The organism is Paraburkholderia terricola (assembly GCF_003330825.1).
GTDB lineage: Bacteria > Pseudomonadota > Gammaproteobacteria > Burkholderiales > Burkholderiaceae > Paraburkholderia > Paraburkholderia terricola.
The window spans coordinates 65261-85770 of sequence record NZ_CP024941.1 but is presented as its reverse complement, the minus strand read 5'-3'; the positions used below and the strand labels follow the sequence as shown (position 1 = coordinate 85770).

Below are 20510 nucleotides of genomic sequence, written 5' to 3'. Positions count from 1 at the left end.
AGGAAGCCGGATGGCGCGGATTCGAGCGGTATTCCGTTCGCACGCCGTGCCGGGCTCGATGCGCGATTCTTACTCGATCACCTTCGGCACGAGGTACAGGCCGTCTTGCACGGCCGGCGCCGGGCGTTGGAAAGCTTCGCGTTCGACTGTTTCGGTTACCGCGTCGTCGCGCAGGCGCAGCGCGACGTCTTCGATCTGCTCGATCGGATGAGCAAGCGGGGCGATGCCGGTGGTATCGACCGCCTGCATCTGCTCGACGAGGCCGAAGAAGTCATTGAGCTGGACGAGCGTGTGCTCGGCGTCGGCTTCGGCAAGGTCGAGCCGCGCGAGATGCGCGATGCGTTTTACATCGGTCAGGGTCAGAGCCATGCAGTCACCGGAAAATGTGGTGGACCGCCGCGGCAACGAAAAAACAATGCCGCGACAGCGGGTTACGACGCAGGAGGAAGACCTCGAAAAAGGGGCCAGCGGTGGCAAAAAGTGCCAGCCGTTTCCTTCAAAACATCCAAAATTATAAGGTATCATTACGCGTTCGACCCAAACCCGGACCGACTTAACACGGCCTTTCCGATCAGTTCTCAGAGATGGTTCGGATTTTTCTAACGTGGCTTTGCACCGGCCTCCGGTAGACTCCCCCGCAGCTTCAAGATCAGCGGCGCCCATTTCGCCCGGTTGAGGCTGTTATTTTTTCCGCTGCCGCCCTGCGCATACGTTGCGAGGCCCGGCGCCAAGCGAGACAGGATTTTGAATGTTCGGTTTTTTGCGCAGCTATTTCTCCAACGATCTGGCCATTGACCTTGGCACTGCCAATACGCTCATCTACATGCGTGGCAAAGGTATCGTTCTCGACGAACCGTCGGTGGTCTCGATCCGCCAGGAAGGCGGTCCCAACGGCAAGAAAACCATTCAGGCAGTCGGTAAGGAAGCCAAGCAGATGCTCGGCAAGGTGCCGGGCAACATCGAGGCGATCCGCCCAATGAAAGACGGCGTGATCGCCGACTTCACCGTTACCGAACAGATGATCAAGCAGTTCATCAAAACTGCCCATGAATCGCGCATGTTCTCGCCGTCGCCGCGCATCATCATTTGCGTGCCGTGCGGTTCGACTCAGGTCGAGCGTCGTGCCATCAAGGAAGCCGCGCACGGTGCCGGCGCTTCGCAGGTCTATCTCATCGAAGAACCCATGGCCGCCGCGATCGGCGCTGGCTTGCCGGTGTCTGAAGCTACCGGCTCGATGGTCGTGGACATCGGCGGCGGCACGACGGAAGTCGGCGTGATCTCGCTCGGCGGCATCGTATATAAAGGTTCGGTGCGCGTGGGCGGCGACAAGTTCGACGAAGCCATCGTCAACTACATCCGCCGCAACTACGGCATGCTGATCGGCGAACAAACCGCCGAAGCCATCAAGAAAGAAATCGGCTCCGCGTTCCCCGGTTCGGAAGTCAAGGAAATGGAAGTGAAGGGCCGCAACCTGTCGGAAGGCATTCCGCGCAGCTTCACGATTTCCAGCAACGAAATTCTCGAAGCCCTCACCGATCCGCTGAACCAGATCGTGTCGTCGGTGAAGATCGCACTCGAACAAACGCCGCCGGAACTCGGCGCCGACATCGCCGAGCGCGGCATGATGCTCACGGGCGGTGGCGCACTGCTGCGCGATCTGGACCGCCTGCTCGCGGAAGAAACCGGCCTGCCGGTGCTCGTCGCCGAAGACCCGCTCACGTGCGTCGTGCGCGGCTCGGGCATGGCGCTCGAACGCATGGACAAGCTGGGCAGCATCTTCTCGTACGAGTAAGCGAGCCCGTCTCCATGTCAGTAGCGCGGATCAGGCAAACGGCCCCTTGCGGGCCGGTTTGCCGTTGGCTGGACCTTCCAGCCTCCGCGTGCTGAACGCGCGTCCCCGGCGCGCCGCCGTCTCACCCAACCGCTCACGCCCCCGGCGCCGACCATGGAATACAGTCCGCCGCCCCTGTTCAAGCAAGGCCCATCCGCACTCGCGCGGCTGGTGTTTTTCGTCGTGCTGGCGCTGGCCCTGCTGATCTCCGATGCACGGTTCAAAACGCTCGAGATCGTTCGCGGCGTGCTCGGTGCCGGTCTCTACCCGTTGCAGCGCGCGGCCCTCGTGCCGCGCGACGTCTTCATGGGTGCCGCCGACCTCGCGGTGACCAGCGCCACGCTGCGCAGCGAAAACGACAAGCTGCGCACGAAAGACCTGCAACTCTCGCAGCAAGCCAATACAGCCGCCGAACTGGCCGCCGAGAACGCCCATCTGCGCGCGCTGCTGCAACTGTCGCAGCGCGCCACCACGCAATCGCTGCCCGCTGAAATCCAGTACGACACACGCGATCCGTTCACGCAGAAGGTCGTGATCGGCCGTGGCGCGCAGCAAGGCATCCAGAACGGCTCGCCGGTCGTCAATGAAGACGGCGTGGTCGGCCAGGTCACGCGCGTGTTCCCCTTGCAGGCCGAGGTGACGCTCCTCACCGACAAGGATCAGGCGGTGCCCGTGCAGATCGTGCGCACTGGTTTGCGCAGCGTGATTTACGGTACGCCGAAGGGCGATACGCTCGATCTGCGTTTCGTGCCGATCAGCGCCGACGTGCAAACCGGCGACGAACTCGTCACCAGCGGACTCGACGGCATTTATCCGCCGGGGCTGCCGGTCGCCAAGGTGGTGCGGGTCGACAAACAGGCCGATACCGCCTTTGCGCGCGTGATCTGCCTGCCGGTCGCACCGGTGCGCGGCGCGCGTCAGCTGCTGGTGCTGCATTACGTGAACGACATACCGCCGCGTCCGCCGGAAGAGCCCGATCCGGCCACCGCGGCGAAAGAAGCCGCGAAGGCCAAGAAAGCCGGCAAGGGTGCGGACAGCAAGGCTGCGGCGGATAAGTCCGCAGCCAAGCCAGCCGGGAAACCGGCTGAAAAACCCGCGGCCGCCGCCAGGCCTCCTGAGAAAACCCCGGCCGCGCCCGCCACGGAGAAAAAGTCCGCCGCCGAAAAGAAGCCGACCGCTGACAAGAACGTGAAGCCGCAAGCCGCGCCGGGGGCGCAACCATGAACCGTCCGCAATACATTCTGCAGCCGGTCAATCCGTACTTCATCGCGTTCAGTCTCGCTGCGGCGTTCCTGCTGAACCTGATGCCGTGGGGGCGCCTCGTCGGCGTGCCGGACTTCGTCGCCCTCGTGCTGCTGTTCTGGAACGTGCACCAGCCGCGCAAAGTCGGCATGGGCATCGCGTTCTTCCTCGGCTTGTTGATGGACGTGCACAACGCCAGCCTGCTCGGCGAGCACGCGCTGGCGTACACGCTGCTGTCGTATGGCGCGATCACGATCCACCGCCGGGTGCTGTGGATGCCGCTCGGCGTGCAGACGTTCGCGGTCATGCCGCTTCTCGTGGTCGCGCAACTGGTGCCGTTCGTGATCCGTCTGCTGACGGGCGCGGCGTTTCCGGGCTGGGGTTATCTGATCGACGGCTTCGTGGAAGCCGCGCTGTGGCCGATTGCAAGCATCCTGCTGTTGATGCCCCAACGCCGCCCGGCCGACCCGGACGACACCCGGCCGATTTGATCGATCACGCAGCGAGCGCGCCGGCCGTTCCAGTCGAACCCACGCCCGCGGCCCGCTCGACGCACATCGCCGTTCATGCCTCCCGGTTCCGACCGGATCAGGCGCACACTCATGATGGCCGCGACCCGGCCTTTTGCAGAATCGCATGACCGAATTCAAGGACACTCAGCAACAGCTCTCGAAGTTCCGCGTGCGCGTGGCGGCGGCGGGCGTGTTCGTGTTCGTCTGCTTCGGGCTGATCGGCTTCCGTTTCCTGTTTCTGCAGGTCTGGCACTACAGCAAGTACTCGCTGCAAGCGGACGAAAACCGCATCTCGGTCGCGCCGATCGTGCCGAACCGCGGCATCATCACCGACCGCAACGGCGTGGTGCTGGCCAAGAACTACTCGGCCTACACGCTTGAAATCACGCCGTCGAAGCTGAACGATTCGCTCGAAAACGTGATCGACAGCCTGGCCACGGTCGTCTCGATCGACGCACGCGACCGGCGCCGCTTCAAGAAGCTGCAGGAAGACTCGAAGAACTTCGAGAGCCTGCCGATTCGCACCCGCCTCACCGACGACGAAGTCGCGCGCTTCACCGCGCAGCGCTTCCGTTTCCCCGGCGTGGAAGTGCGCGCGCGCCTGTTCCGCCAATATCCGCTCGGGCCGACCGCGGCGCACGTGATCGGCTATATCGGCCGGATCTCGCAGCGCGACCAGGAACGCATCGACGACGCCAGCGACCAGAACGACAAGGACCCGGACCACTACGATCCGCGTCTGGACGCGAACAACTACAAGGGCACCGACTACATCGGCAAGATCGGCGTCGAGCAGAGCTACGAGACCGAGCTGCACGGCCAGACCGGTTTCGAGGAAGTCGAAGTCACCGCCGGCGGCCGGCCGGTGCGGACGTTGTCGCGCACCCAGGCGACGCCCGGCAACAACCTCGTGCTGTCGCTCGATATCGGCTTGCAGCAGGTCGCCGAGCAGGCATTCGCGGGCCGCCGCGGCGCGCTGGTCGCCATCGAGCCGGCCACGGGCGACGTGCTCGCCTTCGTGTCGGCGCCGAGCTTCGATCCCAATTCGTTCGTCGACGGCATCGATCAGCAAACCTGGGACGAGCTCAACAACTCGCCGGATCACCCGCTTCTGAACCGCCCGCTGCACGGCACCTATCCGCCGGGCTCGACCTACAAGCCGTTCATGGCGCTCGCCGCGCTGACGCTGCACAAGCGCACGCCGGGCTGGGGCTTCCAGGATCCGGGCTCGTACACGTTCGGTGGCCACACGTTCCGCAACGACGTGCGCTCGGGCCAGGGCTGGGTCGACATGAACCGCGCGATCGTGGTGTCGAACGACACGTATTTCTACATGCTCGCGCACGATCTCGGCGTCAATGCGATCGCCGGCTTCATGAAGCCGTGGGGTTTCGGCCAGATCACCGGCATCGACATTTCGGGCGAGGCGCGCGGCATTCTTCCTTCGACCGACTGGAAGCGCAAGGCGTATCGCAAGCCCGAGCAGCAACGCTGGTACGAAGGTGAAACGATCAGCCTCGGCATCGGCCAGGGCTACAACTCGTTCACGATTTTGCAGCTCGCGCACGCCACCGCCACGCTTGCGAACAACGGCGTCGTGATGAAGCCGCACCTCGTGCGCGACGTCGAAAATCCGATCACCAAGGACACTCGCGCGGTCGTGCGCGATCCGACCGACAAGCTCGCCGTGAAGCAATCCGATATCGACATCATCAAGCGCGCGATGGAAGGCGTCGTGACCAACGGCACGGCGTCGAAACTGTTCATCGGCGCGCCGTATCTGGCGGCCGGCAAGACCGGTACGGCCCAGGTTTACTCGCTGCAGGGCGCGAACTACCGCGGCCATGCGACGACCGCCGAGCACCTGCGCGATCACGCGCTCTTCATTGCGTTCGCGCCCGCCGAGCAGCCGAAGATCGCGCTCGCGCTGATCGTGGAAAACGGCGGCTGGGGCGCGGAATCCGCCGGCCCGATCGCGCGACGTGTGCTCGATTATTACCTCGTCGGCAAGAACAAGCCCGGCGCGCAAGCAGCGGCTATCGCGACTGCGGCTTCCGCGACCCAGGATGCCTCCGCGCCCGAAGTGGGCGGCGCACCGGCACCTCAGGATGCGGCGACGCAGCCGGTCAGGATCGCCGCGGGCTTCACGGCGTTGCCGATGCCGGGCGCGGCTTCGGCGGCAGCGGCGGCTTCTGCCGCGGCGGCGGCATCCGCATCGGCGGCTGCATCGGCGGCGGTGGCCTCGTCGGCGCCCGCTGCAACGGGTACCGGGGCGTCGGCAGCCACGCCCGCGTCCTCCGCCGTAAAGACGCCGCGCAAACCCCGCGCTCCGCATCCACCCCGTCCGGGTAGCGAGCCGGCGCCGAGCGCCGCCGCACGCCCGGAAGGAAATCCCGTCGGAGAACCGTCGCGGGATAACGGCACTCAGCCCACGTCGCCACGCCAGCCGGTTTCCGGCGGCATCGACGAGTAAGGAGAAAGGCATGCAATTCGACAAGCGCGCCTGGCTCGACCGCATCAAGCGGATGTTCGCGGGCTTCGACCGTCCGCTCGCACTGATCGTGTTCCTGCTGTTGTGCGTCGGCCTCGTCACGTTGTACAGCGCGAGTCTGGACGTTCCCGGCCGCGTGGAAGATCAACTGCGCAACATCATGCTGACGTTCCTGCTGATGTGGGCGCTTGCCAATGTGCCGCCCACCATGCTGATGCGCTTCGCCGTCCCGCTTTATACGTTCGGGATCGCGTTACTGGTCGCGGTGGCGTTGTTCGGCCTCACGCGCAAGGGTGCGAAGCGCTGGATCAACGTCGGCGTGGTGATCCAGCCTTCGGAGATGCTGAAGATCGCCACACCGTTGATGCTCGCGTGGTACTACCAGCGCCGCGAGGGCGTGATGCGCTGGTACGACTATCTGGTCGGTCTGCTGATTCTCGCGGTGCCGGTCGGCCTGATCGCCAAGCAGCCCGACCTCGGCACCGCCGTGCTGGTGTTCGCGGCCGGGTTCTTCGTGATCTACTTCGCGGGTCTGAGTTTCAAGCTGATCGTGCCGGTGCTGCTTGCCGGGGTGATCGCGGTCGGCTCCATCGCGGCGTTTCAGGACAAGATCTGCCAGCCGCAAGTGCAGTGGCCGCTCATGCACGACTATCAGAAGCACCGCATCTGCACGCTGCTCGATCCGACCTCCGATCCGCTCGGCAAGGGCTTCCATACGATCCAGGCGGTGATTGCAATCGGCTCGGGCGGCCCGCTCGGCAAGGGCTGGCTGAAGGGCACGCAGGCGCATCTGGAATTCATCCCCGAGAAGCACACCGACTTCATCTTCGCCGTGTTCGCCGAAGAATTCGGGCTGGCGGGAGGGATCGTATTACTCGTCCTGTACATGCTATTGATCGCGCGCGGACTCTATATCGCGGCCAATGGAGCCACGCTGTTCGGACGTCTGCTGGCCGGATCGCTGACGATGGCGTTTTTCACCTACGCGTTCGTCAACATCGGCATGGTGAGCGGAATCTTGCCGGTGGTAGGCGTGCCGTTGCCGTTCATGAGTTACGGCGGCACCGCGCTCACTACGCTGGGGGTCGCGGCCGGCCTGATCATGAACGTCGCGCGACAGAAACGGTTGATGCAGAGCTAGCGCTCCAGCGCGCTGGCAACCGCAAACCGATGCGGGCTGTCGCAAACAAAGCGCCGCAACGAATTCGACGAACCGGAAGGGGCGCACCGCAAGGAGCGCCCTGTTTCGTTTACGGCCTCGTTCACTGCATCGTTCACTGCGGTTTCACTTCCTTCCGATCCCGCAACTGCGTGCTGAGCTCCTGGTACTTGAGCCGCGCCGCCGGATCGCCCTGTGCCGCGGCGGCCGCGTAATAGGCACGCGCCACGTTCAGGTTCTTGTCCACGCCGTCGCCGCCGCGCTCGTAGAACGAGCCCGTCACGTATTGCGCGGTCATGTCGCCGCCCTCTGCCGCTTTCTTGTACCAGACGAATGCCTGCTTGTTGTCGCGCTCGGTGCCGCGGCCGTCGAGGAACTGGTTGGCAAGCGCAAGCTCCGCCTGCACGTGTCCTTGCTGCGCGGCCTTCAGGAACCAGCGATGCGCCTCGACCGGATCGCGCCCGACGAACTCGCCATCGTCGTACATCTTGCCGTACACGTATTGCGCGTGAGACATGTTGGCGTCGGCGGCCTTGCGCAGCCATTTCTTGCCTTCGTCGACGTTGGCCGGGGTGCCTTCGCCGTTGAGCAGCATCATCGCGTAATTGAACTCGGCGAGCCGGCTGCCGCGCTCGGCGGCCTTGCGGAATTCGGCAAGCGCCGCGGTCAGATTGCCGGCGTTGTAGTCCGCGACCGCGGTTTGCGTCTCGGCATCGGAGGGCTTCGGGACCCGGTCCTGCGCATGCGCCGCCACGTTCGCCATCAACACCGCCGCAATCGCCAGGCGCGCGACGACGCCCTGCACCTTCACCTTCATGACCTCACCTCCTGCAACGCCTGGCGAGTCGCGCGCAACATCCATAAGACGTCGGCGGCCAGCGCGATAAAACGAAAACCGGCATCGCGATACTGCCTCGCGCTCACGGCGTCCATGGCGAAAATGCCCGCCGCGATGCCAGCCTTGTCGGCGGCGCTGACGATGCGCGCCATCGCCGCCTGCACGTCGGCGTGCTTCGAATCGCCGAGATGACCGAGACTCGCGGCCAGGTCGGCGGGACCCACGAACAGGCAATCGACGCCTGGGGTCGCCGCGATCTTTTCCACTTCCTCGAGGCTGCGCGCCGACTCGATCTGCACGATGGTCGAGATCTGCGCATTCGCCGTCTGCACGTAGTCGCGCCGCATGCCGTAGGCTCCCGCCCGCACCATGCCGGCGACGCCGCGCTGACCGTCGAGCGCCTCGGCGCTCGGATATTGCGTGAGACGCACGGCATGCGCCGCTTCGTCCGCCGACGCGATATTCGGGAACATCAGCGTGCGCGCGCCGGCATCCAGAACGCGCTTGACGAGCCACGCCTCGGTGGCCGGCACGCGCACCACCGGCTCGCTCGGCAGATGCGCCGCCGCGATCGCGCGCAATTGCGAAGTAACGTCGCCGCTATCGTTCGGCGCGTGTTCCATGTCGATCAGCAACCAGTCGAAACCCGCGTGCGCGAGCGCCTCCGCCGCGGCGTCGCTGCCGAGCGACAGCCACAGACCGAACAGCGGATCGGCTTCCTTCAAACGTTGCTTGAGGGGATTGGTGAAAGTGCTCATCGGCGCGCTCCGTCACGGCGACGGGATACGTCGTGCGGAAAGCGACTCAGGATGCGGGTGATGCAGTGCAGGCGAACGCCAGGACTCTCGCGGCCCGGCTGCCTGCTGCGACGCAATGCGGTGACCGGCATGTCTCGCTCCGTATGGTTATCGGAGCGATCATACCGTGACAATAACGCGGGGGTTCGGCGTGCGCGATCGGCCCTGGCGCTTAATCGCGGACCACGTCGGCCCAGCAATTCGGCGTCTCGTACAGACGCAGCTTGTGCAGACGCAGATTCACGCCGTAATGCGCGTCGTAGACGTTCGCGAGAATGTCGAACGCCACGGCGGCAAGATTCTCGACAGTAGGAATGCGGTCGAGGACGACCGTCTTGTGGCCGGCCATCGTTTCCAGAAAGCCGCGCACCTGCGTATCGCCTTCGTAGACGAGGAACGCATGGTCCCACTTGTCGACCAGATGCTCGACGGCGAGCGACTTCACATCGGCGAAGTCCATCACCATGCCGCGGTCGGGCGCGCCCTCGGTGTCGACCAGATCGCCTTGCAGCGTGATTTCGAGCACATAGCGGTGGCCGTGCAGATTACGGCACTGGCTGCGGTGATCGGGGATGCGGTGGCCCGCGTCGAATTCGAGTTTTCGTGTAATCGTCAGCACGGCAAGTCAGGGAATGTTCAGATACTTGTGGGTCTGCATCGACAGGCGCCATTGCGGATGGCGTTTGCACCAGTCGATCGCGAGTTTGGTGTTGATGTCGCGCGACGGGCCGTCCATGGGCTGGACGAGGAAATACTCGAAGTCAAGCTTCGCGTAGTCGGACAGGCGCTGGTTGTCCTGCGGAATCACGACCTTCAGTTCGTTGCCCTTGGTGACGACGAGCGGCGCGCCGGCTTTCGGGCTCACGCAAATCCAGTCGATGGTCTCGAGCACCGGCAGCGAGCCGTTGGTTTCGATGGCGATTTCAAAGCCGGCCGCATGCAGCGCGTCGACGAACGGCGGGTCGATCTGCAGCATCGGCTCGCCGCCGGTGCACACCACGAAGCGCTCGCCCTCGCCTTGCGGCCACAGCGACGCGATCATTTGCACGAGTTCCTCGGCGCTACGGTATTTGCCGCCGTTCTCGCCATCGGTGCCGACGAAATCGGTATCGCAGAAGCGGCACACGGCATCCGCACGATCTTCCTCGCGGCCCGACCACAGATTGCAGCCGGCGAACCGGCAGAACACGGCCGGACGCCCGGCGTTCGCGCCCTCGCCCTGCAACGTGTAGAAGATTTCCTTGACCGCGTAAGTCATGCTGCTTTTTGCCTCGTGTTCCTGAAGATGCTGCCTGTTCGCATGCTGCCGGGGCCAGGCGTAGGTGCTGCCCAGCGCCCCGTATTCAAGTTCGCCGCGCGGCGTATGCCGGCGTTGAAACCAGACCCGGCCTCACACCGGCTCGGTGACCTTTTCGCCCGCCAGATACGCTTCGTAGCCGCGCTTGCGCAAGCGGCACGCCGGGCATTCGCCGCAACCGAAACCCCACGCATGCAATTCCGCGCGCTCGCCGACGTAGCATGTATGCGTTTCAACGCGCACCAACTCGACCAGTTCGTCGCCGCCCAGCTCGTGCGCGAGACGCCACGTGTCCGCCTTGTCGAGCCACATGAGCGGCGTTTCGAGCAGGAAACGCGAGTCCATGCCGAGGTTCAACGCAACCTGCAATGCCTTCATCGTGTCGTCGCGGCAATCGGGATAGCCGGAAAAATCCGTCTCGCACATTCCGCCGACCAGCACCTGCAAACCACGCCGATACGCGATGGCCGCGGCAATCGTCATGAACATCAGGTTACGGCCCGGCACGAACGTATTCGGCAAACCGTTGGCCGTGGCTTCGATCGCGATTTCGCGCGTCATGGCGGTATCGCTGATCGAGCCCAAGACCGACAAGTCGATCATATGATCGTCGCCGAGGCGCTTCGCCCACGCCGGAAATGCGCGCGCGACGGCCTGACGGAATCCTTCGCGGCATTCAAGTTCGACGCGATGCCGCTGACCGTAATCGAAGCCGAGCGTCTCGACCGTTTCATAGCGTTCGAGCGCCCAGGCGAGGCACGTGGCGGAATCCTGGCCGCCGGAAAACAGCACGAGAGCGCTACGTTTAGCGTCTTTGCGGATCACCGTGAAACTCCGTGAATGATGAGCGCCGCGTCGCGCTGCGCGAGGTGCGCCATGCGAGCAACGCGACGCGTGCCGGCACTGCTGCCGGCCCAAATCAGTATAGGCCGCGCCTTCCGCGCGCAGAGTCGCTGGGCGTTATACCGTTGATCGTCGGGCGAAAGCTTTGGTGCCAGTTGCCGATTGTCGCCCTGGCCGCTCCCATGCCGGGTTGCAGCGCAAAAGGTCCGCCCAGAAACGCCAAAGGACTTGGCTGGCGCAGCGGCACTCAGGCGACCCACTCGCATGCAAGTCCTTGAACTGACGCGATTTTATCATGCGACGCCGAATACCGCCGCGCCTGTCTCGGCACACCGCGCGTACAGGCCCAAGAAACGAAAGCCCGTCAGAAAAGGAAAAGCCCCAGGAATCTTGCGATTTCCTGGGGCTGAATCCTGGTGGCCTGGGACGGAATCGAACCATCGACACGCGGATTTTCAATCCGCTGCTCTACCAACTGAGCTACCGGGCCAACGAAGAACGAAATGATATCAAAGGGTCAGCAGGCGGGCAAGTCCCTTCTCGAAAAATCTGCCCCGAGCGGCTCGCGCGCCGGCCGCAAGGGCTACTTATTCCCCTTTGTTCTTGCCGAGATCGACGCCGAGCTGCTTAAGCTTGCGGTACAGGTGCGTGCGCTCCAGGCCGGTTTTTTCGGCGACGCGCGTCATGCTGCCGTTCTCACGTGCGAGGTGATATTCGAAGTACGCGCGCTCGAAGGCGTCGCGCGCGTCGCGCAACGGGATATCGAACGAAATCGAGGCCGTTTGCGCAGCCAACGCGCCGCTGCCCATACCGTCCGCGGACAGCATCGGCAACGCGGCCGCCGAAGCCACGGCCGAGGCGCTGACCGGCAACATCGGCTTCGCCGCCGCGCCGCCGGGCGCACTCGCCGCATTGCCACGCGCGAGGCCCTGCTCGACGGCCTTCAGCAGCTTTTGCAACGCGATCGGCTTCTCGAGAAAATTGAGCGCGCCGATCTTGGTCGCTTCCACCGCGGTATCGATGGTTGCGTGACCGGACATCATGATCACCGGCATGGTCAGTTGCCCCTGCGCGGCCCACTCCTTGAGCAACGTCACGCCGTCGGTGTCGGGCATCCAGATGTCGAGCAGCACCAGATCCGGCGCCTGGCGCAAGCGGAACTCACGCGCTTCCTGCGCGTTTTCCGCGGCCTCCACGACATGCCCCTCGTCGCTCAGGATCTCCGAGAGCAATTCCCGGATGCCCATTTCATCATCTACCACCAGGATGGTTGCCATTTACGCTGCCCTTGTCTGCACTGTTGCTTTTGTCGTTCCCTGCGACGCACCGCCGTGCGCCGGCCGCGACCCTGTCTCGGGCGCCGCGGCATCGTCTGCCAGTTGAAGGAAGAGAATCGAAATCTGCGCGCCCTCGACCACATCGCCCGCTTTCATCCGGTTGCGAACGTCGATGCGCGCGCCATGTTCGTCGACGATCTTCTTGACCATCGCAAGACCCAGACCCGTACCTTTGGCCTTGGTCGTGACGTAAGGCTCGAATGCACGGGTGAGGATGCGCGTGGGGAAACCGGGTCCGTTATCCGACACCGTCAGACGCACCGCGACACGTACTTTGCCTTCCGCGTCGGGGTCTCCGTATTCTACTGTCCTCGTTTCGAGCAGCACATGCGGCTGTTCGACGTCGGCTACCGCATCCTGCGCATTCTGCAGCAGGTTGTGAATCACCTGACGCAATTGCGTCGCATCGCCTCGAATCGCCGGCAACGCCGCGAGTTCGACCTGAATCGCGCTTTTGCCTTCCTCGATACCGTACAGCGTCAGCACCTCGCTGACCAGTTCGTTCAGTTGCAGATGCGCGAGCACGGCCGGAGGCGTGCGCGCATAGTCGCGGAAATTGTCGACCATCTGCTTCATTGCCGCGACCTGGTTGACGATCGTGGTCGCGCCGCGCTTCAACACATCGGCGTCCGTCGGCGACAGCTTGTCGGCGAGCTTCATTTGCAGACGCTCCGCGGAAAGCTGGATCGGCGTGAGCGGATTCTTGATCTCGTGCGCGAGGCGCCGCGCGACTTCGCCCCACGCGATCGAACGCTGCGCGGAGATCACGTCGGAAATGTCGTCGAACACGACCACGTAGCCGGACGTTTGCATGTCTTCCGCGTCGCGGTCGGTGGCGGAGACGAGGCGCGCGCCGCGCACGAGCAACGTGAGCGGCTCCGTCTCGCCCGGCACCTGCACCGAGAATTGCTGCTGCCAATGGCCGCGGTCGTCGTGACCGTCGCCGCTCGCCGCTTCGCGATCGGCAAAGGCCTTGCGCACCATGCCGCCGAATTCGCTCAACACGCCGATCTGCTCGAGCGCGGAACCCATCACCGTCTGGAACGGCTGGCGGAAAATCCGCTCGGCGCCGCGGTTCGCGGTGGTGAGACGGAATTGCCGGTCGAACACGAACACGCCCGCGGTCAGGTTCGCGAGAATGCTTTCCAGATACGCCTTCGAATGTTCGAGCGCGATGCGGTTGTTTTCGACCGCCGCGCGCGCCTCGGACAACTGCCGCGTCATCGCGTTGAACGATTGCGTGAGGAAGCCCAATTCGTCGCGCGACTTGATTTCGCGCTTCGGCGTGTAGTCGCCTTCGGTAATTTCCTTCGTGCCCTGCGCAAGCAGGAACAACGGCCGCGCGAGCTGATTGCCGAGCGCGAGCGCCAGCATCATCGCGATGAAGGTGGCGAGAAACAGCGCGAGCGTGAGCGTGCCGATATACATCTTGCGCAAGCCGGTGCGCCCCAGCGCCTTCTCCTGATACTCGCGATACGCGCGCTGCACCGCGTCGGCGTTGCGCGCGAGCGATGGCGGCACCGGCTGCGTGAGTTGCAGGAAGCGTTCAGTGGGCTGCAGCAGCGCCGCGTTCGAATCGGGAATACGCTGCACGATGCGCAGCCGCAACGCACCCTTGCTGCCATGCGCGCGCGGATCGCCGTCGACTTCGCCTTCGATCGCCGCATAACCGCGGCCGCGCGCCTGGTCGATCATCAGCGGCGTGGGCAGATCGTTAGGCACGAGCGTCGCGTAATTGCTGGAGGCTTGCGCGACCACATGCATATCCGGCGTCGCGCCCGACATGCTGCGCGTGGGTTCGACGATCGTCGCGTCCTGCACGCCGAACTGATCGCGCAAGCGCAGGAGCGTGAGCGTGGTGCCGGCCGCGTCCGCGCTCGCCAGCTGTTCGGACATCAGGCGGCCCTTGGTTTGCAGATCGGACAGCGATGCGTCGAGCATGCCGCGGCCGAGATTCAGGCCCGAGGTCAGGGCGGTTTCCACGTTCACGTCGAACCACGACTCGATACTGCGCGACACGAACTGATACGAGACGACGTAGATGATGCCGCCCGGCACCACGCCGACCAGCGCCATGAAGAACGCGAGTTTCGCCAGCAGCCGCGTGCCGAACTTCCCCTTTCGCAGCCGCACGATGATGATGATGACGAGCGTCGCCACCACCAGCAGAAAGATCATCGCGACCACGAGGTTCGCGGCATAGAGCCACTGGTAATAGCGGTCGAAGAATTCGGTATTCGCGCTCGCCGCGGCCAGCAGCACGAGCAGCAGCACGGCGGTCACTGCGACCGTGGACACCAGCACGCGCACGACGACGCTGCTGACACTGGTGGCTCGGCGCACTCTATTTAGCACGTTCGGTCACCGTGAAGGTAAAGCGCTTCCATTCGGACGCGAGGTTCCAGTCGCGGTTGTTCACCGCGTCGATCTGGAACGGCTTGGGCATCAGCGCGATGTCGAGTTGCATGCGCACCGACGCGGTGTAAGTCTCGCCGACGTTCACCTGATTGCGCTCGATCACATGCCACGACGGAATGTGCTTGATCACCGCGAGCGCGTCCTTGAGGGTGGTGAAGCCGAGCTGCAAACCGCCGGACGACACGCTCGACACGCGGTATTCGCGCGTCAGCGGCTGGAACGACAGGCGGATGCTCTGCGACACGCTCACCGGTTGCTCGTCGAACCAGTACCAGCGCGGCCGGCTCAGTTCGAAGTCGGTCGTGAAGTAAAGCGGAATGCCTTTATTGACGGCGTCTTCGAGATTGCTGTTCAAGTCGAAGTCGAAACGCGCGTCGAGGCTCCAGCCGGAGTTGTCGGCTTGCAGCGACGCACGCTGCACCGCGATCGAGTCGGCGTGCGCCACGCCCGGTGCGGCCAGCCATACGGCCAGCGCGATCCAGAGCACGGCGGCGAGCCGAAGCGGAAGGAAGCGTTTGATGGTCACCGTTTCTGAAAGCGCGCGTAGAAGAATCCGTCGTGGTCTGAGTTCGCGCCGTCGCTCGCTTCAGCGAGTTGTCCGGCATCGGAACCGGCCGATGTATCGGCGGGCGCGCGAGCGACTGTAGGTAAAAGTTGCCCCGGCGCGTCCAATCGTACCGCATCCTGATACTTGTTTCCAAACCACTGCGCCTGCAATTCGCCTTCTTCTGGAAAGATCGAACACGTAACGTAGAGCAACTCGCCGCCTGGCTTCACGAGCGGCCAAAGCGCGCCGAGAATGCGGCGCTGTTCGGCGACCAGTGCGGGAATATCGGATTCGCGGCGCAGCCAGCGGATATCCGGATGACGCCGCACGATGCCCGACGCCGAACACGGCACATCGGCCAGGATGCGATCGAACGGCTGGTCGATGTCGTCGTGCCATTTTGCCGGCGCGCCCGCGTCGCCGATCCGCACTTCCGCCTCGAGCTTGAGCCGCTGCAGGTTTTCGCCGATGCGGCGCGCGCGCGAGACGTCGCTTTCGAGCGCCACGAGTTGAAGGTTGGCGAGTTCGAGCAGATGACCGGTCTTGCCGCCGGGCGCGGCACACGCGTCGAGCACGCGCATGCCGTCGCGCACGCCGAGCAGTTGAGCGGCGAGTTGCGCACCGGCGTCCTGCACTGAGACTACACCGTCCTCGAAGCCGGGAATGCGGTCAACCGGCATTGGCGCGGCCAGCTTGACGGCGTGGTCGCCGGCTTTGCTCGCCAGAATGTGATGGTCCGCGAGCACTTGCAGGTAGGCGTCCACCGTCGAGCGGCGGGCGTTCACACGCAGGGTGAGCGGGCCTTGGCTATTGCCGGCCGCGAGCACCGTTTGCCAGGCGTCGGGCCATGCGCGTTTCACTGCCTCGATCCACCACGCCGGATAGTTCCAGCGCGCGACTTCGTCGGCTTGCGCGGCGTTCAGCAGCGCCTCACGCTCGCGCAAAAAATTGCGCAGCACCGCGTTGACGAGGCCCTTCGCGAACGCGAATTCGCGACGCGCGCCGATCGCGCTCACCGCCTGGTCGACCACGGTGAACGGGGTGTAGGCGGCGCTCGCTTCGTCGTCGACGAGCAAGGCCAGCGCGCACGCGAGCACGTGGCCGACGTGCGGCGGCGGCGCTTTCTTCACCAGTTTCGCGATCAGCCATTCGGCGGTTGCGAGACGCCGCATGGTGCGGTACGCAATGTCCTGCACCGCGCCGCGTGCGGCGGCGGCGCTACCCTCAGGCGCGTTCACGAATACGGATTGCAGCGCGGCGGGCAAAGCCGCGCCGAGACGCACGGCGCCGACGGCCTGGCCCGCGCTGTCGAGCGCGAAGGCGAGCGATTCGGGCGCGAGATGCAGCATCGACAAACGGGATTCGCGCGGACGCGCCGACGGCGAAGCAGAACGCGAAGAAGATTTTTGGGTCATGAAAAAGGCAAGGGCGGGTAGCGCGGTGCGCGCGACGCAAACAGCGGACATTGTAGCGTGGCGCGGCAACGGGGCTTGTGCGACGGGGGGCTTGGCGGAGCCGAGGGCTGCGTGAAGGAGACGGTCGAGCCCGTAGTTAGCGCATACGCCGCGTAGATCGTTCGGGTTTCGCGAAGCCAGGCTCTGCGCGACTTCGCGCGCACGCGGGACGCCGTTGCCGCTCGCGCGATTTTTACTGCCCGAAAAAAAGGCGAGCCCGCGGGCTCGCCCTTCATCGCACCACGTTGACTGCACGCAGCGCTCGTCGCTCGTTATTCGAAGCGCCCCGTGCGCGCCATTTCCATCAGACGCGCGATGCGTTCCTCGGTGGCCGGGTGCGTGGAGAACAGATTCGCGATGCTGCCCCCCGATAGCGGATTCATGATCATCATCTGCGCGGTAGCGGGATGCTGCTCGGCCGTGGGAAACGGAATGCCGCTCGCGTAGCGGTGGATCTTGTCGAGCGCCGAGGCAAGCGCCTGCGGGTCGCCGGAAATCTGCGCGCCGCCACGGTCCGCTTCGAATTCCCGCGCGCGCGAAATCGCCATCTGGATCAGCGCACCCGCGATCGGCGCCAGCAGCGCGACGGCGATGCCCGCGATCGGGTTCGTGGGACGGCCGTTTTCGTCGCGGCCACCGAAGAACATCGCGAAGTTCGCCAGCGCGGAAATCGCGCCGGCCATGGTCGCCGAAATGGTCGAGATGAGAATGTCGCGGTGCTTCACGTGCGCCAGTTCGTGCGCCATCACGCCGCGCATTTCGCGCTCCGACAACACGCGCAAAATACCCGTGGTCGCGGCAACCGCGGCGTGCTCCGGATTGCGGCCCGTGGCGAATGCGTTCGGCGCGTCTTCGTTGATCAGATAGACGCGCGGCATCGGCAGATTCGCGCGCGTGGAGAGTTCGCGCACCATGCGATAGAACTGCGGCGCGCTGGTTTCGTCGACTTCCTGCGCGTTGTACATGCGCAGGACCATTTTGTCCGAGAACCAGTACGAAAAGAAATTCATGCCGAGGGCGATCACGAGCGCGATCATCATGCCGCGCGACCCGCCGATCATCCCGCCGATCACGATGAAAAGGGCCGTGATCGCGGCCATCAACATCGCGGTTTTGACCCAATTGAACATGTCTGCAACTCCTTGCCCTAACGCGGTTCATCTCTGCGCCGCATGATCGCGGCGCCTGATTGTAAGCGAAATGTTAGATATGGGCGCGTGAGGAAAATTCAATCATCTTGATGCGGTGGCGAGTTTGATGCCCAAACCGACGAATGCACCGCCGACGCCGCGATCCAGCCACTTCTTCACCGACGGCTTGCCGGAAAAACGTTGCGTCACACTACCCGCGATCCATGCGACGAAGCTGTTCCACATCATGCTCATGACGACGAACACGCCGCCGAGCGTGAGAAACGCCAGCGTTTTATGATCGCCGCCGGTGGTCACGAATTGCGGGAAGAACGACACGAAAAACAGCACGACCTTAGGATTCAGCACATTGGTCCAGAAGCCTTGCAGGAAAAGCTGGCGCAGCGACTTGGGGGCACCGGCCCCGCGCGCTTCACCACCCGCTTGATCCGTGGCCGGTTTGGCGAAAATCAGGCGCACGCCGAGATAGATCAGATAGATGGCGCCGACGAACTTGATGATCGTGAACGCTGTAGCCGACGCCGCCAGCAGCGCGGTCAAGCCGAACGCGCAGGCGAGCGAATGAACGCAGGAGCCGGCCGAGATGCCGAGCACCGACATCAGACCCGCGCCGCGGCCCTGAGCGACGCTGCGCCCGACTATGTAAGCCGTATCGGGACCGGGCGTCACGTTCAGCAAAAAGACCGCGACGACGAAGAACTCAAAATGGGTGATGCCGAACATGGAAATCCTCGAAACCTGGACCGTTGCTTAAGTGATTCTAACGCGCCGCCGGCTCGCGGCGGCGGCCGTGAGCCTCGGCCGAACGGACGATGTTCAAGACCCGCGTGAGTCTGTTATTTTGCTTCGGGAAGTTGGAAACGCTGCCCAGCGGCCAGCGTCGCGCCCGCCAGGAATTCGCGCACCGGCAGACGCTTGCCGCCGGGTTTCTGAAGTTGCGTGAGACGCAGCGCGCCTTCGCCACAGGCCACGACCACGCCTTCGGCGGATACCGCCATGATCGTGCCGGCTGCGGCGCGATTGCCAGCCGCGTCCACCGGGGCAGCCGACCAGACCTTGATCGACATGCCGTCTTCCAGCATGCCCACGCCGCCGGGAAACGGATCGAACGCACGCACCTGGCGCGCGAGCGCCGCGGCCGGGCGGCGCCAGTCCAGCGCTGCTTCGTGCTTGGCGATCTTTTCCGCGTACGTCACACCGTCCGCCGGCTGCGGCGTTGCCGCCAGCTTGCCGTTGCGCTCCAGTTCGATCAGCGCCTCGACGATCAGCTTCGCGCCGTCTTGCGCGAGACGGTCGTGCAGCGTGGCGGTGGTGTCGTCGTCGGAGATCGGCGTGCGCGTTTCCGAAATCATTGCGCCGGTGTCGAGGCCCGCGTCCATCTGCATCAGCGTGATGCCGGTTTCGGCGTCGCCTGCTTCGATCGCGCGATGGATCGGCGCCGCGCCGCGCCAGCGCGGCAGCAACGATGCGTGAATGTTGATGCAGCCAAACGGCGGAATCTCCAGCACTTCCTGCGGCAGGATGAGACCGTAGGCGGCTACCACCATGACGTCGTGCGGCGTGGCGCGTAGCTGATCGATCGCGGCTGCGGCTTCGGCCGGATATTTGCCTGCGCGGCGCAGCGAAGGCGGTTGAGCGACAGCGATCCCGTGCTCCTGCGCGTAGCGCTTGACCGGGCTCGCCTGCATTTTCATTCCGCGTCCGGCAGGCTGGTCGGCTCGGGTCAATACGAGCGGCACGGGAAAACCGGCGCTGTGAATCGCGGCCAGCGCGGCCGCGGCGAACTCCGGCGTACCGGCAAAGACGACGCGCAACGAATGGCTCATGAACGGGAGCAGTAGGCGAGGTGGACGCGCATTACATTGCGTGGGCGAGTTTCTTCATCTTGCTCTTGATGCGCGTTTGCTTCAGCGGCGACAGATATTCGACGAACACGCGGCCCATCAAGTGATCCATCTCGTGCTGAATGCACACCGCGAGCAGCCCTTCGCAATCCATCTCGAAGGTCTCGCCCTTCTCGTTCAACGCGCGCACACGCACTTTCTCGGCGCGCTCGACGTTGTCATAGATCCCCGGCACCGACAGGCAGCCCTCTTCGGACAGCTTCTTTTCGTCACTTGACCAGATGATTTCCGGATTGATGAAAGCGAGCAGCTGGTCGTGCGTCTCCGACACGTCGATCACGATCACGCGCTCGTGCACGTCCACCTGGGTCGCGGCGAGGCCCACGCCGGGTGCGGCGTACATCGTTTCAGCCATGTCCGCGACGAGGCGGCGGATGCGGTCGTTGACCGCCTCGACCGGTTTCGCAATCTTGTGCAGCCGTTTGTCCGGGTAATTGATGATGTTCAGTAAAGCCATGATCTTGAATGTGATTTTGGGCGCCGCTGACCGGTGGAAGGCTCGCGTTAGCCGTTCGGCCAGGTTGTGGGCGCATCGCATTGCGCACAGGATAGATGGTGTCGAACCGGTTCGATTCAACGCGCCTCGTGCGCCAACGACGAGCCCGCGCGGGTGGGCGCGGCGCTGCGGTTATTTCGGATGATGAAAATTTTAGCATGGCGCCCGCCTGCCCGCTGGCCCTGCAAGAGGA

General features: G+C 64.3%; 19 protein-coding genes and 1 tRNA gene. 5 read left to right on the top strand and 15 right to left on the bottom strand.

Annotation, left to right across the window (positions count from 1 at the left end; translation table 11 throughout):
- Positions 1-69: 69 nt before the first annotated feature.
- Entirely contained in the window at positions 70-369 is a 300-nt protein-coding gene (gene gatC / locus CUJ90_RS00370) for an Asp-tRNA(Asn)/Glu-tRNA(Gln) amidotransferase subunit GatC (RefSeq protein ID WP_073430341.1), read from the bottom strand.
- A 379-nt stretch (positions 370-748) separates the two neighbouring features.
- Between gatC and CUJ90_RS00365 the strand changes: the two genes are divergently transcribed.
- The 5 genes from CUJ90_RS00365 (at position 749) to rodA (ending at position 7217) form a co-directional block, all read left to right on the top strand.
- Complete coding sequence (locus CUJ90_RS00365; RefSeq protein WP_004189550.1) at positions 749-1792, top strand: rod shape-determining protein; 1044 nt, start codon at positions 749-751, stop codon at positions 1790-1792.
- Positions 1793-1945: 153 nt separating this feature from the next.
- Positions 1946-3055 carry a rod shape-determining protein MreC gene (gene mreC, locus CUJ90_RS00360; protein ID WP_114161686.1) on the top strand — a complete coding sequence of 370 codons (1110 nt, stop codon included), beginning with the start codon at positions 1946-1948 and terminating at the stop codon, positions 3053-3055.
- Positions 3052-3564, top strand: a complete 513-nt coding sequence (mreD, locus tag CUJ90_RS00355; protein ID WP_073430343.1) for a rod shape-determining protein MreD — start codon at positions 3052-3054, stop codon at positions 3562-3564. Before mreC ends, mreD begins: the two co-directional genes overlap by 4 nt.
- A gap of 145 nt (positions 3565-3709) precedes the next feature.
- Complete coding sequence (gene mrdA, locus CUJ90_RS00350; RefSeq protein WP_114161685.1) at positions 3710-6058, top strand: penicillin-binding protein 2; 2349 nt, start codon at positions 3710-3712, stop codon at positions 6056-6058.
- A gap of 10 nt (positions 6059-6068) precedes the next feature.
- Entirely contained in the window at positions 6069-7217 is a 1149-nt protein-coding gene (gene rodA / locus CUJ90_RS00345) for a rod shape-determining protein RodA (protein WP_073430345.1), read from the top strand.
- A gap of 133 nt (positions 7218-7350) precedes the next feature.
- Here rodA and CUJ90_RS00340 read toward each other — a convergent pair whose 3' ends face one another.
- The 14 genes from CUJ90_RS00340 to def form a co-directional block, all read right to left on the bottom strand.
- Positions 7351-7998 carry a tetratricopeptide repeat protein gene (locus tag CUJ90_RS00340; protein WP_244220031.1) on the bottom strand — a complete coding sequence of 216 codons (648 nt, stop codon included), beginning with the start codon at positions 7996-7998 and terminating at the stop codon, positions 7351-7353.
- Between the two features lie 50 nt (positions 7999-8048).
- Positions 8049-8831, bottom strand: coding sequence for an HpcH/HpaI aldolase family protein (locus CUJ90_RS00335; protein WP_114161683.1), 783 nt, complete (start codon positions 8829-8831; stop codon positions 8049-8051).
- 211 nt (positions 8832-9042) lie between these two features.
- The gene (gene queD, locus CUJ90_RS00330; RefSeq protein ID WP_090518804.1) at positions 9043-9486 is read right to left on the bottom strand and encodes a 6-carboxytetrahydropterin synthase QueD; all 444 of its coding nucleotides are present in this window, start codon (positions 9484-9486) and stop codon (positions 9043-9045) included.
- 9 nt (positions 9487-9495) lie between these two features.
- Positions 9496-10128 carry a 7-carboxy-7-deazaguanine synthase gene (gene queE, locus CUJ90_RS00325; protein ID WP_114161682.1) on the bottom strand — a complete coding sequence of 211 codons (633 nt, stop codon included), beginning with the start codon at positions 10126-10128 and terminating at the stop codon, positions 9496-9498.
- A 132-nt stretch (positions 10129-10260) separates the two neighbouring features.
- Positions 10261-10992 (bottom strand): 7-cyano-7-deazaguanine synthase QueC, encoded by a 732-nt coding sequence (gene queC, locus CUJ90_RS00320; protein ID WP_073430350.1) that lies wholly within the window; start codon positions 10990-10992, stop codon positions 10261-10263.
- A gap of 432 nt (positions 10993-11424) precedes the next feature.
- Positions 11425-11500: transfer RNA gene (locus CUJ90_RS00315), tRNA-Phe, on the bottom strand.
- 97 nt (positions 11501-11597) lie between these two features.
- Positions 11598-12287, bottom strand: coding sequence for a response regulator transcription factor EsaR (gene esaR, locus CUJ90_RS00310; protein WP_114161681.1), 690 nt, complete (start codon positions 12285-12287; stop codon positions 11598-11600).
- Entirely contained in the window at positions 12288-14702 is a 2415-nt protein-coding gene (locus CUJ90_RS00305; protein WP_073430352.1) for a sensor histidine kinase, read from the bottom strand. It abuts the gene before it with no gap.
- Positions 14692-15291: a DUF4390 domain-containing protein gene (locus CUJ90_RS00300; RefSeq protein WP_073430353.1), complete on the bottom strand. Its 600-nt coding sequence runs from the start codon at positions 15289-15291 to the stop codon at positions 14692-14694. The genes CUJ90_RS00305 and CUJ90_RS00300 overlap by 11 nt, the downstream gene beginning before the upstream one ends.
- Entirely contained in the window at positions 15288-16727 is a 1440-nt protein-coding gene (gene rsmB / locus CUJ90_RS00295; protein WP_114161680.1) for a 16S rRNA (cytosine(967)-C(5))-methyltransferase RsmB, read from the bottom strand. Before rsmB ends, CUJ90_RS00300 begins: the two co-directional genes overlap by 4 nt.
- A gap of 311 nt (positions 16728-17038) precedes the next feature.
- Positions 17039-17896 (bottom strand): zinc metalloprotease HtpX, encoded by an 858-nt coding sequence (gene htpX / locus CUJ90_RS00290; RefSeq protein WP_073430355.1) that lies wholly within the window; start codon positions 17894-17896, stop codon positions 17039-17041.
- A gap of 102 nt (positions 17897-17998) precedes the next feature.
- Positions 17999-18640 carry a LysE family translocator gene (locus tag CUJ90_RS00285; RefSeq protein ID WP_073430356.1) on the bottom strand — a complete coding sequence of 214 codons (642 nt, stop codon included), beginning with the start codon at positions 18638-18640 and terminating at the stop codon, positions 17999-18001.
- A 113-nt stretch (positions 18641-18753) separates the two neighbouring features.
- Positions 18754-19743, bottom strand: coding sequence for a methionyl-tRNA formyltransferase (fmt, locus tag CUJ90_RS00280; protein ID WP_114161679.1), 990 nt, complete (start codon positions 19741-19743; stop codon positions 18754-18756).
- Between the two features lie 31 nt (positions 19744-19774).
- Positions 19775-20278, bottom strand: a complete 504-nt coding sequence (gene def / locus CUJ90_RS00275) for a peptide deformylase (RefSeq protein ID WP_083084996.1) — start codon at positions 20276-20278, stop codon at positions 19775-19777.
- Positions 20279-20510 lie beyond the last annotated feature (232 nt).